The organism is Exobacillus caeni, assembly GCF_005747095.1.
GTDB classification, from domain to species: Bacteria; Bacillota; Bacilli; order Bacillales; family Guptibacillaceae; genus Exobacillus; species Exobacillus caeni.
Genome location: NZ_SWLG01000006.1, coordinates 25,970 through 43,083, shown reverse-complemented (window position 1 = coordinate 43,083; position 17,114 = coordinate 25,970). Strand labels below are relative to the sequence as shown.

The 17,114-nt window shown below is 42.5% G+C and carries 18 protein-coding genes; 1 reads left to right on the top strand and 17 read right to left on the bottom strand.

The annotated features are described in order from the left end of the window. Positions 1-17: 17 nt before the first annotated feature. From dprA to smc, 17 genes are all read right to left on the bottom strand, one after another. Complete coding sequence (gene dprA / locus FCL54_RS09365) at positions 18-899, bottom strand: DNA-processing protein DprA (RefSeq protein ID WP_246055208.1); 882 nt, start codon at positions 897-899, stop codon at positions 18-20. 108 nt (positions 900-1,007) lie between these two features. Further along, positions 1,008-1,916 carry a succinate--CoA ligase subunit alpha gene (gene sucD, locus FCL54_RS09360; protein WP_138125697.1) on the bottom strand — a complete coding sequence of 303 codons (909 nt, stop codon included), beginning with the start codon at positions 1,914-1,916 and terminating at the stop codon, positions 1,008-1,010. A gap of 18 nt (positions 1,917-1,934) precedes the next feature. After that, positions 1,935-3,095 (bottom strand): ADP-forming succinate--CoA ligase subunit beta, encoded by a 1,161-nt coding sequence (gene sucC, locus FCL54_RS09355; protein WP_138125695.1) that lies wholly within the window; start codon positions 3,093-3,095, stop codon positions 1,935-1,937. Positions 3,096-3,340: 245 nt separating this feature from the next. Next, the gene (locus FCL54_RS09350) at positions 3,341-3,535 is read right to left on the bottom strand and encodes a hypothetical protein (RefSeq protein WP_138125693.1); all 195 of its coding nucleotides are present in this window, start codon (positions 3,533-3,535) and stop codon (positions 3,341-3,343) included. 102 nt (positions 3,536-3,637) lie between these two features. Beyond that, entirely contained in the window at positions 3,638-4,408 is a 771-nt protein-coding gene (locus FCL54_RS09345; RefSeq protein WP_138125691.1) for a ribonuclease HII, read from the bottom strand. Positions 4,409-4,617: 209 nt separating this feature from the next. Next, a complete protein-coding gene (ylqF, locus tag FCL54_RS09340) occupies positions 4,618-5,472 on the bottom strand; it encodes a ribosome biogenesis GTPase YlqF (RefSeq protein WP_138125689.1) in 855 nt (284 codons plus the stop codon). Between the two features lie 8 nt (positions 5,473-5,480). Next, a complete protein-coding gene (lepB, locus tag FCL54_RS09335; RefSeq protein ID WP_138125687.1) occupies positions 5,481-6,038 on the bottom strand; it encodes a signal peptidase I in 558 nt (185 codons plus the stop codon). Positions 6,039-6,220: 182 nt separating this feature from the next. Next, positions 6,221-6,568: a 50S ribosomal protein L19 gene (gene rplS / locus FCL54_RS09330; protein WP_138125685.1), complete on the bottom strand. Its 348-nt coding sequence runs from the start codon at positions 6,566-6,568 to the stop codon at positions 6,221-6,223. A 733-nt stretch (positions 6,569-7,301) separates the two neighbouring features. Beyond that, entirely contained in the window at positions 7,302-8,048 is a 747-nt protein-coding gene (gene trmD / locus FCL54_RS09325) for a tRNA (guanosine(37)-N1)-methyltransferase TrmD (protein ID WP_138126213.1), read from the bottom strand. Beyond that, positions 8,048-8,569, bottom strand: a complete 522-nt coding sequence (rimM, locus tag FCL54_RS09320) for a ribosome maturation factor RimM (protein WP_138125683.1) — start codon at positions 8,567-8,569, stop codon at positions 8,048-8,050. Before rimM ends, trmD begins: the two co-directional genes overlap by 1 nt. A gap of 17 nt (positions 8,570-8,586) precedes the next feature. Then, positions 8,587-8,973 (bottom strand): YlqD family protein, encoded by a 387-nt coding sequence (locus FCL54_RS09315; protein WP_171016766.1) that lies wholly within the window; start codon positions 8,971-8,973, stop codon positions 8,587-8,589. A 362-nt stretch (positions 8,974-9,335) separates the two neighbouring features. Further along, on the bottom strand, positions 9,336-9,563 hold the full coding sequence (locus tag FCL54_RS09310; RefSeq protein WP_171016765.1) for a KH domain-containing protein: 228 nt from the start codon (positions 9,561-9,563) through the stop codon (positions 9,336-9,338). Positions 9,564-9,637: 74 nt separating this feature from the next. Next, entirely contained in the window at positions 9,638-9,910 is a 273-nt protein-coding gene (gene rpsP, locus FCL54_RS09305) for a 30S ribosomal protein S16 (RefSeq protein ID WP_138125677.1), read from the bottom strand. 81 nt (positions 9,911-9,991) lie between these two features. Further along, entirely contained in the window at positions 9,992-11,341 is a 1,350-nt protein-coding gene (gene ffh, locus FCL54_RS09300; RefSeq protein ID WP_138125675.1) for a signal recognition particle protein, read from the bottom strand. Between the two features lie 12 nt (positions 11,342-11,353). After that, the gene (locus FCL54_RS09295; protein ID WP_138125673.1) at positions 11,354-11,686 is read right to left on the bottom strand and encodes a putative DNA-binding protein; all 333 of its coding nucleotides are present in this window, start codon (positions 11,684-11,686) and stop codon (positions 11,354-11,356) included. 127 nt (positions 11,687-11,813) lie between these two features. Beyond that, the gene (gene ftsY / locus FCL54_RS09290; RefSeq protein ID WP_138125671.1) at positions 11,814-12,803 is read right to left on the bottom strand and encodes a signal recognition particle-docking protein FtsY; all 990 of its coding nucleotides are present in this window, start codon (positions 12,801-12,803) and stop codon (positions 11,814-11,816) included. A 21-nt stretch (positions 12,804-12,824) separates the two neighbouring features. Then, complete coding sequence (smc, locus tag FCL54_RS09285; protein WP_138125669.1) at positions 12,825-16,388, bottom strand: chromosome segregation protein SMC; 3,564 nt, start codon at positions 16,386-16,388, stop codon at positions 12,825-12,827. 495 nt (positions 16,389-16,883) lie between these two features. Between smc and FCL54_RS09280 the strand changes: the two genes are divergently transcribed. Continuing rightward, a complete protein-coding gene (locus tag FCL54_RS09280) occupies positions 16,884-17,111 on the top strand; it encodes a DUF1128 domain-containing protein (RefSeq protein ID WP_138125667.1) in 228 nt (75 codons plus the stop codon). Positions 17,112-17,114: the final 3 nt, after the last annotated feature.

Below are 17,114 nucleotides of genomic sequence, written 5' to 3'. Positions count from 1 at the left end.
ATATAAGTTTTGTTTTTTTATTTTCTACTATACGGCAAAAGCAGCTCTGTTAGAATATCTTCTCCATTTAAAATAAGTTTTGCTCCCTGTTGGATCAACCAGTTCGAACCTTCAAAATTCTCTTCCATCACCGAACCAGGAACAGCAAAAACATCTCTTCCCTGCTGAAGCGCCTGGTCAGCAGTTATGAGGGAACCGCTTTTCTTTTTTGCCTCTACGATTAACGTACCCTGTGACAACCCGCTTATAACCCTATTTCTTTGCGGAAATTGCCATCTGGCTGGCTGCCGGCCGGGAGGATACTCACTTAAAAGCAAATCTGAGGATGCTATCGATGCTGCAAGATGCCTGTTTTCTTTTGGGTAAATATGATCGAATCCAGAGCCCAGGACAGCGATTGTACGGCCGTTTTGCTGCATAGCCGTCTCATGAGCGAGACGGTCGATTCCATAGGCAAGTCCGCTTACTATAGTGAAGCCCTCCTTGACAATCGGGGAAAGTATCCTATCCACTACTTTTCTGGCATCTTTATGAGGTTTTCTTGTCCCTACTACACTCAACATCAAGTTGGAAGATAAAATGGAGCAATCCCCTTTGCAATAGAGTACCCATGGTGGATCAAAGATTTGTTTTAACCACTGCGGATATTCTTGATCAAAAACAGTTAAGGGAGTAATGGCTTTGTTTAACAAAAAGCTGAAAGTTTCTTCTGGGGAATGGAGATGGAGGTCTAAGTGGAATCGTGAGGCGTTTTGCAGGCTCATTCTATAGCGTGACTTTAAATCTGTAACCGTCATCTTGAACACTTGTTCCAATCCAGGATCGTCCCTTATCATCGAAAGAATCGTTTTCCATCCGGCACCCCGGCAACCATGTATATGAAGCAGGCGTTTCTCCATATTTTCCACTTTTTCTCCTCCATTCACAGCCTTTATTATTTACTTTCAAGGATTTATGTATAAGCGAAATAGCCCCCAACCATGGGAGCTATTTCTTAAGATGTATGTTTATGCTTTATGAGTTGTACACTTTTCTAAGAGACCCTGTTCTTTTAAGACAGAGATTAATGTTTCACCCATCACTGCAGGAGTGTCTGCAACTTTGATACCGCACTGCTCCATTGTTTTGATCTTTTCATCGGCAGTACCTTTTCCACCAGAAATAATTGCGCCAGCATGGCCCATACGCTTTCCTGGAGGTGCAGTCTGGCCGCCGATAAAGCCTACAACAGGTTTTGTCATGTTAGCTTTAACCCACTCAGCGGCTTCTTCTTCAGCAGTACCGCCGATTTCACCGATCATGATGACCGCATACGTATCTTCATCTTCATTGAAAGCTTTTAAAACGTCGATAAAGTTTGTGCCGTTAACCGGGTCTCCACCGATTCCTACAGCTGTTGATTGGCCAATGCCTTCTTTAGTAAGCTGATCAACTGCTTCGTAAGTTAGTGTACCAGAACGGGACACAACGCCAACATGCCCTTTTGTATGGATATAGCCAGGCATGATACCGATTTTACATTCTTCTGGAGTGATAACGCCAGGACAGTTTGGTCCCACAAGACGTGTTTTCTTGCCTTCCATGTAACGTTTTACGTTAACCATGTCAAGAACAGGAATTCCTTCTGTGATGCAGATGGCAAGATCAAGTTCTGCATCTACAGCTTCCATGATCGCATCGGCAGCGAACGCCGGTGGTACATAGATAACAGAAGCATTTGCGCCTGTTTCTTTAACAGCATCTTCCACTGTGTTGAATACAGGAACTCCTTCAACTTCTGTTCCGCCTTTCCCAGGTGTTACACCGCCAACAATCTTCGTACCGTACTCGATCATTTGTTTTGTATGGAACAATCCTTGAGATCCAGTGATACCCTGAACGATGACTTTTGTGTCTTTGTTTATATAAACGCTCATTCTCCTAGCCCCGCCTTTCTACTTAACTAATGATACGATTTTTTCCGCGCCATCTGCCATAGATTCTGCTGCGGTAATATTTAAGCCGGATTCATTAAGAATCTTCTTACCAAGGTCAACATTGGTACCTTCCAAGCGTACTACTAGAGGAATTTCCAGGCCAACCTGTTTCGTCGCTTCGATAACACCTTCTGCGATAACGTCACATTTCATAATTCCACCGAAAATGTTAACATAGATACCTTTAACATTTTCATCGGAAAGAATGATTTTAAATGCTTCAGTAACCTTCTCTGCAGTTGCGCCGCCCCCAACGTCGAGGAAGTTAGCGGGATCACCGCCGTAATGCTTGATAATATCCATCGTTGCCATCGCAAGGCCGGCACCGTTAACCATACAGCCGATGTTTCCATCAAGCGCGATATAGTTAAGGTCATATTTGGAAGCTTCGATCTCTTTGGAATCTTCTTCATCAAGATCACGGTATTCCAGGATATCTTTATGGCGATAAAGCGCGTTCGGATCAAAATTAAGCTTTGCATCAAGCGCCATAACGTTTCCATCACCAGTAACAACAAGCGGATTAATTTCCGCGATCGAGCAATCCTTTTCTTCGTAAACTTTATATAAGCCCATCATGAACTTAACTGCTTTGTTTACAAGCTCTTTTGGAATATTGATGTTAAATGCCAGTCTGCGTGCCTGGAACCCTTGAAGTCCTACCGCAGGGTCGATGACTTCTTTAAAGATTTTTTCAGGCGTTTTTTCAGCAACCTCTTCGATTTCTGTTCCGCCTTCTTCAGACCCCATCATTACGACACGGGAAGTTGCACGGTCAAGAACAAGACCGATATAATATTCTTTTTTAATGTCACAGCCTTCTTCGATAAGCAAGCGTTTTACTTCTTTACCTTCAGGACCTGTTTGATGTGTTACGAGGGTTTTGCCCAGTAACTCTTTCGCATATGTACGAACCTCATCAAGGCTCTTCGCAATCTTAACTCCGCCGGCTTTTCCTCTTCCACCCGCATGAATTTGTGCTTTTACAACATAAACATCGCTATCAAGAGCTTTTGCAGCTTCTACCGCTTTTTCAGGTGAAAAAGCTACACTTCCGTTTGGAACAGCAACCCCATAGCTTCTCAGGATTTCTTTTCCTTGATACTCATGGACATTCATTCTCTTATCCTCCTATCCTTATCAATCAATAATTGACGACGTTTTCATTGTATAGAAAACATATGTCTATTGTCTACCCTTTTGATTTAAATAGAACGACAACCTCTTAAAAGAGTTTGAATTTCCCGCGTTATAAAAGGATTATCACTCTATTAAAGTAAAATTTGGAAATGCTATAAAAAAGCTAGACTACAACAAAAATACAGGTGAAAACGATGGTCTGTCACCTGTTATAAAAACATTTCCTATTTTTTCTCTTTTTCGTTTTCTTTCCGTTCCTTGTTGTACTTTGGTGATTTTCGTGAATCAGCAACTTTCGGATTCATTAAAATATCCCTGGAACTGGCCGGCTTGTATACACCGAATTCCTCTCCAATCTCTTCCCTGTATTGGTCAAGCAGTTCATCTACTCCATTAGCAAGAAGTTTATGTCTCGGCATTTCTATCCCTCCACAAAAGTGTTGTAGGGATATTGTGCCCCTGTTTTCAAAAGTCTTGCACAGAAAATGAGCTTTCAAAGAAAATAACGTTATAACGGTTGATTACACCATATCTTTTATGGGAGAAAAGCTTTGACGATGCTCTTCAACCACGCCAAATTTTTTGATCGCTTCTATATGTTCTTTTGTCGGATATCCAACATGGCGTTCAAATCCGAACTGGGGATATTTCCTTCCCAGCTCCTCCATCATTCGGTCCCTTGTCACTTTTGCAATAATAGAAGCAGCTGCAATGGAAATACTTTTGGCATCCCCTTTTATGATCGATTCCTGCGGGAATTCAAGCGGCAGTTCCATCGCGTCTATAAGTAAGTATTCGGGTTCTTTTTTTAATCCCAATACCGCTTTCTCCATCGCTTTTTTTGATGCCTGGTAAATGTTTAATCTGTCTATTTCTTCCGGCGTGCTTACACCTACACTCACATCGAGCGCTTTCTCCATTATCTCGGCGTATAGTTGCTCAAGCTTCTTTTTGGTTAGCTTTTTGCTGTCCTGCAGCCCATAGACCGGTTGTTCAGGAGAAAGGATAACTGCTGCTGCGACAACCGGCCCTGCGAGAGGCCCCCTGCCAACTTCATCCACTCCAGCGATACATTTAATACCTTCCTCGAATGCACGCCTTTCATAGCGTGACATCTGTTCAAACAATAAAACTAACTTCCTCTGTTGTTCCCTTTTTTGTTCTTTCCGTTTCACTAGCTTTTGAATCCCTGCCCTTTTGTCTTTCTTCAGCATATCCCACTCGGAATCGGAAAGTTCTTGTTTTTCTTTAAAGAGGAGCTCCTCAATTCGTTTTATTGACTTGTTTTCCATTATGTATCATTCACTTTCCTGCTATGTATCTTTTTTTTGCTTAGCTATGTTAATGAATATAGTTTTCTTGATTCCAAATATCTTAAAAAAGTTATAACGAAGCGTTGCCTGTGTGCTCTTCCCAAATAAACAATCACCCTTATAGGTTCCAGAAGAATAGCTGATTAAAAAGCCTTGTTTTAAACAAGAGAGGCACACAAAACGTGTGCCTACTCATAGTCATCAGGCTTTTCCAGTGTCAGCCTCCCGAGTTTTTCACTGCGCAGCTCTCTTAGAATGATTTCGGCTGTCTTGTCGTAATCAACCCATCCGCCGCCCTGCAGGAAGCCCCGCTTTTTACCGATTTCATCGAACAATTCAATCACATCTTCGGGAATCGATTCAAGCTTATAGCGTTCTTTTAACCTTTCAGGATAACGCTCTTTTAGAAACTTCAACACATAAACCGCAATTTCTTGAAAATCGAGAAGTTCATCCTTAATCGCTCCGGTCGCTGCAAGACGGAGGCCGATTATTTGATCTTCGAATTTGGGCCACAAGATTCCCGGTGTGTCCAGCAATTCCAATTCTTTTCCCACTTTAATCCATTGCTGTTTCTTGGTTATGCCGGGGCGGTCTCCCGTCTTGGCTATATTCTTTTTCGCCAGCCTGTTGATCAGCGTTGACTTGCCGACATTTGGAATCCCAAGAATAAGCGCACGTACCGCCCTCGGTTTCATACCCTTTTGGATCATTTTATCGATTTTATCTTTTACAAGCTCTCTCGCCTTCGATGCGATCGAACCAACCCCTTTTCCGGATTGGGAATCGATTTGAAGCGTTGCTATGCCTTTTTCGCGAAAATATCGTTCCCATTCAGCGGTAATTGCCGGGTCTGCCATATCTGCTTTATTCAACAGAACCAGCCTTGGCTTGGAGGAAACAATTTCGTCGATCATAGGATTTCTTGAAGCTAACGGAATCCTGGCATCCACTAATTCGAATACCACATCGATCATCTTTAGTTTTTCTGTAATTTCTCTTCTTGCTTTGGCCATGTGGCCTGGAAACCATTGTATAGTCACTTGATCACCTACTTTATATACCGTATATCAGAAGGCGGCCAAAAGAGAATATTCGCCTCACCGATCACCTTATTCATCGATACGAATCCGATGCTCCTGCTGTCTTTACTATGCTGGCGGTTGTCTCCCATTACAAAAAGCATATCTTCTGGAACTCGCATCTGCCCTGTTAAATCCTCCAGGTTAAAATCATACGTTAAGTTTCCGTTTTCGAGCGCCTTTTTATACTCATTGAGGTAAGGCTCTTTCACTCGTTCCCCATTCACATAAAGCACATCATCCCGGTACTCAATCGTATCTCCAGGGAGCCCGATTACCCGTTTTATGTAATCACGGCCTTCAACAGCTTCAAATACAATGATATCAAAACGGTCGGGCTCACCGATATCATAGCTGAGTTTGTTGACAATCATTCGGTCTCGGTCATGGAGTGTCGGCATCATCGATTCTCCATCTACGACAATCGGGGCAAAGATAAAATACCTTACAGCTCCGGCAAGCGCAAAAGCAATTAACAGCGCACGCAGCCATTCCCAGGATTCTTTTTGTTTTTTCTCCTGTGTCATCTACTTTCCCTCCTGAAACTTCATATACTCCTATCTCCCCGCAATAAAAACAGGACAAACCAACCTGCTCCTACTTTTCTTTCCCAATAAAAATTCTATCATAAAAAAGAAGGTAACATGCAGCATGTTTTTATCTAAACGAAAAAAGGAGCCTGGTCTTCAAGCTCCTTTTCAATCGTCCATTATCTTCTGATTTCTTTAATACGAGCGGCTTTTCCTCGAAGGTTACGCAAGTAGTAAAGTTTCGCACGACGTACTCTACCGTGGCGAACAACTTCTAGTTTCGCAACTTTTGGGGAATGTACAGGGAATGTACGCTCTACACCTACACCGTAAGAAATCTTACGAACAGTAAATGTTTCACTAATTCCTCCACCGCGGCGTTTGATTACAACACCTTCGAATACCTGAATACGTTCACGAGTTCCTTCAACAACCTTTACGTGTACTTTTACAGTATCACCAGGTCGGAAACTTGGAAGATCAGACTTCAATTGTTCTTTTGTAATATCCTCGATCAGTTTCTGCATCAAGTATCCCTCCTTCCACACAGATGCTCATGCCAGGCCTTTCATATCAGAGCAGCGGAACATCGTAATCGGCGGCACAATTGCCACAAGGATTATCATAGCATATATCAAAATAGATGACAAGACGATTTGCTTTACTTTCTTTTATTCACACAGTTTATTGCTTTATTAGCTTCATATTTTAGATTACATGCTGATGACCGCTGCAGAAATACAATACGCTTTCCGCGGGGTCTCAGTCGTCTTCGCTGTCCCGCAGGAGTCTACGTGTATTTCCTTCGCTGAGCTGTGCTTTGACGTTCTACATTTTTGAAAAACATCAATTGATTGAAGCGAAGATCAGTCGACTCCTCGAAAATGTTTTCACATTTCCTTCGTGCGATGTAATTCTGCCGAAGCCTTCCTTGTCGTGCGGGAAAAACAACAGCTGTAGATCCCGCAGTGTTGAAAGATGGAGGCGGACGCCAAGAGACGAATGGATTGGATTGAACCGCATGAAGATAAGAAACAACGACGAACGAAAGAGAGTCGATGTTGCCTTATCGCAAGGAGGTGAGGGAAATCCACTAGTCTCTGTGAGCCGGAACTAGACAGGCGGTTTTTGCTGACGAGGAATCTGAAGCGTTGCCCATGGAAAGCGAACTGCCCGGAGTGGAAATCAGTGCTGCAATCGAGTCGCAGTTTATCGCTATTGTGTAATAACACCAATAACAGCCTTCATATAAAAAACTGCCTATTCGCTCGATTGCTGACTTTCCTTTAACCGTCTTAGATAATCACGATCCTTATCCGATAAATTAGCTGTTTCCAGCAGTTCTGGACGCCTCTCAAATGTTCGCTTCAGTGATTGTTCTCTGCGCCAACGTTCAATTTTCGCATGGTCACCCGATAACAAAACATCCGGTACTTTCAACCCGCGGAAATCTGCCGGTCTTGTATAGTGAGGATGTTCAAGCAGTCCGTTGCTGAACGAATCCAGGGGGGCAGACTCCTGGTTACCCAGCACTTCGGGCAACAGCCTTGTAACACTGTCGATGATGACCATGCTTGCAAGTTCTCCACCTGTAAGCACAAAGTCCCCGATCGAAATTTCATCGGTTACAAGGTTCGCCCTGACCCTTTCATCATACCCTTCGTAATGCCCGCATAGAAAGATCAGATGGTTTTCCTTTGCTAACTCTTCTGCCTTTTGCTGCGTAAACCTTTCTCCCTGCGGGCACATCAGGATTACTCTCGGCTCAGAAGAGAGGCCTTCTTTAAGGTCCTCTACTGCAGAAAACAAAGGCTGAGGCGTCAAGACCATTCCTGCTCCTCCGCCGTAAGGGTAATCATCCACATTGCTATGCTTATTCTCACTATAATCCCTGAAGTTCGTCACACGATAGGATACAGCGTTTTTCTCTTGCGCCCTTTTTAAGATAGAATGATTGAACACTCCTTCAAACATTTCTGGAAAAAGGGTCAGCACATCCATTTTCATCATTCTATTAATCCCTCCATCAGATGGATGGTCACCGTTTCACTTTGAAGGTCTACGTCTTTTACTATGCTCTCGATATAAGGAATCAGCACATCTTTCCCGCCACCGCTACGTTGTACTACCCATACATCATTTGCCCCCGGCGATAAAATTTCTTTAATCTTCCCTATTTCTTCGCCCTCTTCTGTTACTACTTTAAGCCCCATAATATCGTGATAATAGAATTCTCCTTCTTCTAGATCAGCCAACTGGTCTTCAGACACCTTTAACAGGCCGCCTTTATATTGTTCAACATCATTGATCGATGGATGGCCTTCAAATGTGAGAAGGTCAAATTGTTTATGTTTTCGATGTGAGGACACTGTCAATAAAACTGGCTCCTGTTTGTTTTCTTGAAATAAGTAAAGCTCACTTCCTTCTGCATACCGCTCTTCAGGAAAATCCGTCCTTGAGATGACACGCACTTCACCCCGAACGCCATGTGTGTTTACGATTTTTCCGACATTAAACCATTTTTCCATTTTAACATTCCTTCCCTTTATAATATGCTCTGTATAATTCCGTCCTTAATAAGGATTTTCCCTTTTTTATGTAAGTCATCCCAGCGATCACCTGCATCCGCTTCATGGATCGCTTCTACTTCCCCCTCAGCAATTTCGCTTCCGATCGGAAGTTGTTGCAGCTGGGTCAGCCTGAATTCAATATAAGAGAGCTTTTCTTCCCTATTGTTTAACTCGCTTTCAAAACGTTTATTTATCCATTCTTTCCGATCGGGTCGCTGTTTTTGCAGGCGTCTTCTTTCAAACTCCAGCTGCTCGATCTCCTTCAAAACTGTCCTCTTTTCCTGCCCGATACTTTCTTCCAACAAGCGCTTACTGTTCTCCGTAAGAATTTGCTTCACTTCATATTTCTTTATAAACTTCATCTCATCCCTCCTAACAAGAGGCATCCACCAGCCTTACCAGCTTATATTATAGCAAACTTCAAATTTAAAGTTTAATGCAAGAAGAACACTTGATTAATATAATTGATTCATCACCTTAAAAATCACTCACATCCTCTGTCGCTTTTTATAGTTGCAGTATAAACAGAGAGGTAGTTGATTTTCGCTCCAGGTTGCTCTCTTTTCGCGGGAGGTGAGCCTCCTCGGCGTTTCCCGCATGCGGGGTCTTAACTTCCTCTTTCCTCCCGCTGGAATCTCGCATCTCCCACTCCAATCAACTATTCACAGCAAAAATGCTACAAAACCCACAAAAAAAGAGCGAGGAACACCTCACCCTGATCACATTACATAATATCCAAATTAACCTTCTGGTTGTTATTGACCGCTGCTGCATTAATGACAGTTCGAATCGACTTCGCGACCCTTCCCTGCTTGCCAATAACCTTCCCCATGTCATCTTTATGTACTGTCAACTGGTACGTTACGGAACGGTCATTCTGTACCTCACTCACAATAACTTCATCCGGATGGTCAACGAGCGCCTTTACAATCGTTTCAATTAACTCCTTCACCGTCATCCCCGCCTTCTGGCTAGTTTATTAAACATATGCTAAAGGAGGCTTCATTCAGCCTCCTTCGATGTCAATTACTTTTGAAGTTTTGCATTGTGTAACTTTTCCATAAGTCCTGCGTTAGAGAACAAGTTACGTACTGTATCAGATGGCTTAGCACCTTTTAACATCCAGTCTAGTGCTTTTTCCTCGTCGATTTTGATCTCGATCGGGCTAGCAACTGGATTGTAGAAACCAATTTCTTCGATAAAACGTCCATCACGTGGCGCGCGAGAATCAGCAACTACCAAACGGTAGAAAGGATTTTTCTTAGCACCCATGCGCTTTAAGCGAATTTTAACTGCCATGTTTTTCACCTCCAAATATACTCACATAACTAATTATAATATCATAAAACCCACTACTTTTCAATAGTGAAATTTATTAACTTATTGCATGAACGGGAAGTTGAATCCTTTCCCTTTCTTCTTGCCCTTTTGCATGTTTGTCATCTGCTTCATCATCTTCTTCATCTCTTCAAACTGCTTCAGCAAACGGTTAACATCCTGGACGGTTGTGCCACTTCCAAGCGCGATACGTTTTCTTCTGCTCGCATTGATGACTTCAGGATGCAGTTTTTCATCCTTTGTCATCGAGCGGATGATCGCTTCCACTTTGCCGATCTGCTTGTCATCGACGTTTATATTCTTCATCCCTTTGGCTTTATTCATGCCCGGGATCATATCAAGCAGTTCATCAAGCGGACCCATGCTTCGGACTTGATCGAGCTGGTCAAGAAAATCATCAAACGTAAAGCTCATCGTCCTCATTTTCTTTTCCAGTTCTTTTGCTTTTTCCTCATCAACTGTGGATTGTGCCTTTTCGATCAATGTAAGCACATCCCCCATGCCGAGGATTCTTGATGCCATTCTTTCAGGGTGGAAAGCCTCAAGTGCATCAAGCTTTTCGCCCATACCTGCAAACTTAATCGGAGTGTCTGTCACCGATCTGATCGACAAAGCAGCACCTCCGCGCGTATCTCCGTCAAGTTTCGTTAACACGACACCGGAAACGCCAAGCGCATTATTAAAGCTTTCTGCTACGTTAACTGCGTCCTGACCTGTCATCGCATCCACCACTAGGAAAATCTCATCAGGCTTAACGGCTTCTTTAACCTCTTCCAGCTCATTCATCAGTGCTTCATCCACGTGTAAGCGGCCGGCTGTATCAATAATGACATAGTCATTATGTTCTTCTTTCGCCTTCTGGATCGCCTGCTTTGCAATTTCAACAGGGCTGACCTGGTCTCCAAGTGAAAACACCGGCATGCTCAATTGCTTTCCTATCGTTTCTAGCTGTTGGATCGCTGCAGGACGGTAAATATCTGCTGCAACAAGCAACGGTTTGCGATTGTGCTTTTTTCGCAAATGGTTTGCAAGCTTTCCTGTTGTCGTCGTTTTACCTGCACCTTGAAGGCCGACCATCATGATGACAGTTGGAGGGCGATTGGCAACAGCTATTTTACTCTGTTCGCCACCCATCAGGTCCTTTAGTTCTTCATGTACTACTTTAATTACTTGCTGGCCAGGGGTTAAGCTTTGTAACACCTCTTGGCCGACAGCACGTTCTTTTACTCGTTTGATAAATTCTTTAACTACTTTAAAGTTAACGTCCGCTTCAAGCAGAGCTAATCTTACTTCACGCATCATTTCCTTTACATCCGCTTCAGAAACTTTCCCTTTACCACGGATTTTTTGAAGCGTGCCCTGCAGTCGGTCGGCTAAACCTTCAAATGCCATGTTTGCCGCCTCCTAATCCAATTTTTCAAGAGATTCTATTAGTTGCTCTACTTCTTCCTGCTCCAGAGGCTCTGCTGATACATACTGTTTGAGCCTGGCAAGAAGTTCCTTCCGTTTCTCGTATCTCTTGAATAATGATAGTTTTGTTTCGTATTCTTCCAGCATTGCTTCTGTTCGTTTAATGTTATCGTAAACAGCTTGCCTGCTTACTTGAAATTCTTCGGCGATTTCCCCAAGGGAATAATCATCCAAGAAATATAATGCCATATAGTTTCTTTGCTTTGGAGTTAACAAAGATTGATAAAAATCAAATAGGTAATTGACTCTCATTGTTTTTTCCAGCAATACTGTCAACTCCTTGTTAAGGTAATCACCTTTACGTTAGTAAATACTACTATGCCTAAAAGCCTTTGTCAAGATTTTTTCTTAACACAAACTCAGAGAATTCTTCAATACTTTTTAGCGGAAGAAATTATTCCTCTTCATCCTCTTCAATAATGCTTGAGAACAGCCCGTATACAAAGGTATCAGGGTCAAATTCCTGTAGATCATCCATTTTCTCACCGAGGCCGACGAGTTTCACAGGGATGTCAAGTTCATGCCGAATCGCAAGGACGATGCCACCCTTTGCGGTTCCGTCAAGCTTGGTAAGTACAATGCCTGAAACATCTGTTGCTTGACCGAACTGTTTCGCCTGGCTCATCGCATTTTGTCCGGTCGTAGCATCGATCACAAGCAGTACTTCATGAGGTCCGTCCGGCACTTCTCGCTGTATAACACGCTTCATTTTCTCGAGTTCATTCATAAGATTGACTTTGTTTTGCAATCTTCCTGCAGTATCGCAAAGCAGTATATCGGAACCTTTGGAGCGGGCCGATTGTATCGCATCGTATACAACAGCAGCAGGGTCAGAGCCAGCCTGGTGCTTTATGACATCAACGCCAACCCTCTCCCCCCAGACATCAAGCTGTTCGATCGCACCTGCTCTAAATGTGTCTCCGGCAGCAAGAAGCACTTTCTTCCCATCTTGCTTTAATTTATGTGCAAGTTTGCCGATTGTCGTCGTTTTTCCAACACCGTTTACACCTACAAACAGAATGACTGTCAGGCCGTCTTTCTGGATGTTTAACGCGCCATCTTCATCTTCTTTATGGAGCATTTCTGCCAGTTTCTCAGAAATAACAGATTGCAGCTTTTCTGTATCTTTAATATTTTGGCGTCTCGCTTCATCTTTAAGGACATCGATAAGATCCATTACCGTAACGACCCCGACATCAGAACTGATCAACAATTCCTCGAGTTCTTCAAAGAACTCTTCATCAACCTTGCGATAATTCTTTACAAGATCATTCATTTTAGTTGAAAAAGAATCCCTCGTTTTCGTTAGTCCTTCCTTAAACTTTTCAGATACAGTATCTGATTGTTCCGTGAATTTATCTTTTAGTTTTTTAAAAAAGCTCATCTTTGTTTCCTCCTGCAATATCTATTGTTTAACAAGTTCTTTGGACTCTTCTAGCCTCACCGAAACAAGGTTGGAAACACCTGATTCCTGCATCGTAACGCCATAAAGGACATCCGCTTCCTCCATCGTTCCTTTTCGATGGGTAATAACGATAAATTGCGTCTCTTCACTGAACCGTTTCAAAAAGCTTGCAAAACGGTTCACATTCGCTTCATCCAGGGCAGCCTCCACCTCATCGAGAACACAAAACGGCACCGGGCGCACCATAAGGATTGAAAAGAGAAGTGCAATTGCGGTAAATGCTCTTTCTCCTCCTGAAAGCAGGGCAAGATGTTGAAGTTTCTTGCCTGGCGGCTGTGCAAGTATATCCACACCGGTAGCAAGCAGATCGTCCGGATTCGTCAGTACCAGGTCAGCCTTGCCGCCTCCGAACAATTCAGTGAATACATCCTGGAAATTACTACGGATTTTGACAAAAGTATCCTCAAACCTGCGTTTCATTTCCTCATCCATTTCATTGATCACACTGTAGAGCGTTTCTTTTGCATGGTTCAAATCGGATTGCTGCTCAGTCAGGAACTCGTACCTTCCTGAAATTCGCTCGTATTCTTCTATCGCCCCGAGATTAACCGTTCCTAGCTCCTCTATTTCCATCTTTATCAGTTTGATCCGTTTTCTGGCTTCTGTAGCTTCCATGGAGAGAACATGCTTTTCTTTTGCCCGTTCATAGGTTAATCCGTATTCATCTCCAAGATAACCTAAACGATTCTCAAGCTCCACATCGAGGCGGTTAATTTGCACCTCTTCGGCCTTCAATAGACCGCCGATTTGTTTTTCTTGCTGTTTTAAGCCTTTCAGCTCAGTCTCTTCAGCTTCTATTTGCTGATTGAGGGAAGCACGATTATTGCGAAGGGAACTGATAACGGATAAAAGATCATTTTTATTGGTTCGTTTTTGTTTAATTTCCTCCTCAAGCTTCTCTTCACCACTGTTATTAGAAGAAACAGCCTCTTCCAGCAGCCAGAAGTCTTCTTCCGCAGTAGAAAGCAACTCCTGGTTTTCCTTTTGTTCATTTACAAGACGATCAAGCGTTTCTTTCTTATTCGTAAAAGCTTGCTGATGCTCGGCAACTTTCACTTTCAGGTCCGTAATTTCAGTTTGAAGCGATTCTTTAGAGGTTTGCTGGTTTTTCTTCTTGTGGGTTAGCCTTTCGATTTTCTTTTCAAGCTTTTCCGCTTCTTTAGAGACTTTTTCTAACTTATCGCTTAAGAACTGCCTTCGCTCCTCATTGGAATCTTTTTCCTCTGATATACTGGATTTCTCCCGATCATACAAGGATAGGCGGTCGTTTATATTCCCTTCTTCCATTTCGATTTCTTTAATATCCCGAATAAAAGACTGTTCTTCAAGTCTGAGTTCCTCACCGGTTTCCCGCATGTCTTCAAGATTTTCTTTTTTTTGTGTGATCGATTCCCTGTCTTTTTTCACTTCTTCCTCAAGCACGGCAACTTTGTTTTCCATGGTGGCAAGCTTTTCCTCCACGGTTTCTAGTTCCCTTTGTCTGCTTAATAAAGAAGTCGATTTCTGTTTCACTGCTCCGCCGCTCATCGAACCGCCCGGATTTACGATATCCCCTTCTGTTGTTACGATCCTAAAGCGATACTGCAATAACCTTGCAATCTCATTAGCGCCTTTTAAATCTCTCGTTACGATAACATTTCCCAGGAGGTTATTTAATATATCAGCATATCTTGCATCAAATTTGATCAAGTCAGCCGCGATGCCAACATAGGAAGAATGAGAAGAAATACTGCTTTTTTCGTGCATCCCGATTTTGCGCGGCCTAACAACATTCATCGGCAAGAATGTCGCTCTCCCAAATCGCTTTGCTTTTAAAAACTGTATCGCCTTTCGACCATCGGCTTCCGTTTGGACCACCACATGCTGCATTGCGCCGCCGAGCGCGGTTTCAATGGCAGTTTCTACTTCTTTCGGAACGGTCACTAGTTCGGCTATCGCACCTTCTATACCAGTTAAGTCATCACGGGCTTTTAGCACTTCTTTAACACCCTGGAAAAAGCCAGAATAATCTTCTTGCATTTCTTCAAGCATTTCTTTTCTGGAGCGGAATTGCTGAATATACTGATAAGCCTGATAGAGATTAGATTCCTTTTCACGGAACTCCTTCTCTGCCGTATCCACATCCTGTTTTGTTTTATAGTAAGACGATACATGTTTCTGAAGCTTGTCCTTTACGCTTTTCAGTTGTAATTCCAGGTCTTTTTTCCTCAATTGAACTTCTTTTCGTTGGTCGAGAAACTTTTTGTTTTCCTGGTCCAGTCTGTCACTCTTCGATTTTAGGCCAGTTAGTTGTTCATTTAAATAACGGTTTTCATTTCTCATCGAAGCCTGTTCATTCAACATTTCAAAATAATCCGATTTCAGCTTTTCAAGCTCGGTCTCTATGTCCTGTTCAATATCCTGAAGCAGTTTTGTTTCTTTCTCGAGCCTATTTTTCAGCTCGGTCAGCTCTCTTTTTTGTTTATTGAACAGTTCTGTTTGCCTCTTTATTTCACTGTTTAAATGAGCCTTTTTATTCTGGTGGGACTGAATCGTATGCTTTAAGTTTTCTTTGTTCTGGTCAGCGTTTTTCTTTCTTTCTTTTAGTACTTCTTTCTTGCCTTCGAGCTTTTCCAGATCTTCACTCGTTATTAGCAGGGATTCCTGTTTTTGGTCAAGCTTTTGTTCCACCTGTTCAATTTCGCTTTTCAGTCCATCAAGCTCTGTTTCCTTTTCAGCGACAGCCTCAGAGAGCGCCCTTTCCCTTTCAATCAGAGAGTTTATTTCAGTGGATTTAGATTCCCATTTTCCGTGCAGCTCTTCTATTTCATGGACTATAAGCGCAGTTTCGATCTTTTCTAATTCTTCCCGCTTTGCAAGATAGTCCTTTGCGATAGATGCCTGAATTTTAAGAGGTTCCACCTGGTCTTCTAATTCATAGAGAATATCTTCTACTCGATGCAGGTTTTCCTCTGTTTCCGCAAGCTTTGCAACAGCCTTTTGTTTTCGCTGCTTATATTTTAAAACACCGGCAGCTTCTTCAAAGATCTTCCTTCTTTCTTCTGATTTGCTGCTCAGTATTTCTTCTATTTTCCCCTGCCCTATGATCGAGAAGGATTCCTTTCCAAGCCCAGAGTCCATGAACAAGTCGATGATATCCTTTAATCTGCAAGGCTGGTTGTTGATCAAGTATTCACTGTCACCAGAACGATAGACTCTCCTTGTCACGCTGACTTCATTGTATTCTATAGGAAGGTACTGGTCCTGGTTATCGAGTGTTAAGGTAACTTCAGCTAAATTAAGCGGTTTTCTAGTATCACTGCCGGCAAATATAATATCTTCCATTTTTGAGCCACGCAGGGATTTGGCAGATTGTTCGCCAAGGACCCATCGGATCGAATCATTGATGTTGCTTTTACCACTGCCGTTTGGGCCAACGACTGCTGTAACACCCGGCACAAACTCAACCGAGATCCGTTCAGCGAACGATTTGAACCCTGCGACATCGAGTCGTTTGAGGAACATCGTCTTTCCCCCTATCATTCTTTCACATATTATGAGTTTTTAGTTGTATGTAGTTAGCACTTCTAAGAGATAAGCAACTTTCGCTCTCCCTTTGACTCTCCAGTGTTTAAAACTATTTATAGAGCATGAGGTAGTTTTAAACACTCTAAAGCCGGTTGCTTACGCTCCTTAAGGGATAGCGAAGAAGCTTTGCATAATGGCCCCATTTTTAAAGGATTCAAAGAAAATGGGGGCCAGTAAAAACTTTATTTAAAGTCACCAGCAACAAATCTCTTGATGGGACAGTTTTAAATGTGTTAACTGTATTATTTTATCATAAAAGGCATTGCACAAGAAGGAGGCTGTTAGGAATTGATTTTTAGCATGTTTTCTCAGATGTGTTTTTCCGGTAGTCTTTTTGTTCCTGATTTATCATGCTACAATATGAAGAGACATCGGATTTAGATTTTGTAATGCATTACCAACAATAACAATCATAGCTGAAAGGGTGTTAGTGTGGATTTATCTACTAAAAGCCAGGAAGGGTTAACCTACATGATCGAAGAGATTAAAACTAAAATGCAGGTGATCAATGCACAGATGATCGATCCTGAAGCATACGATCTGAGCGCTTATGATGACATTCATGAAATTTACCAAATGGTTACGAGAAAGCAAAACCTGAGTGTCGGTGAAATGCAAGCAATTCTCTCCGAACTGGGTCAGCTTCGAAAAAGCGAATAAGAG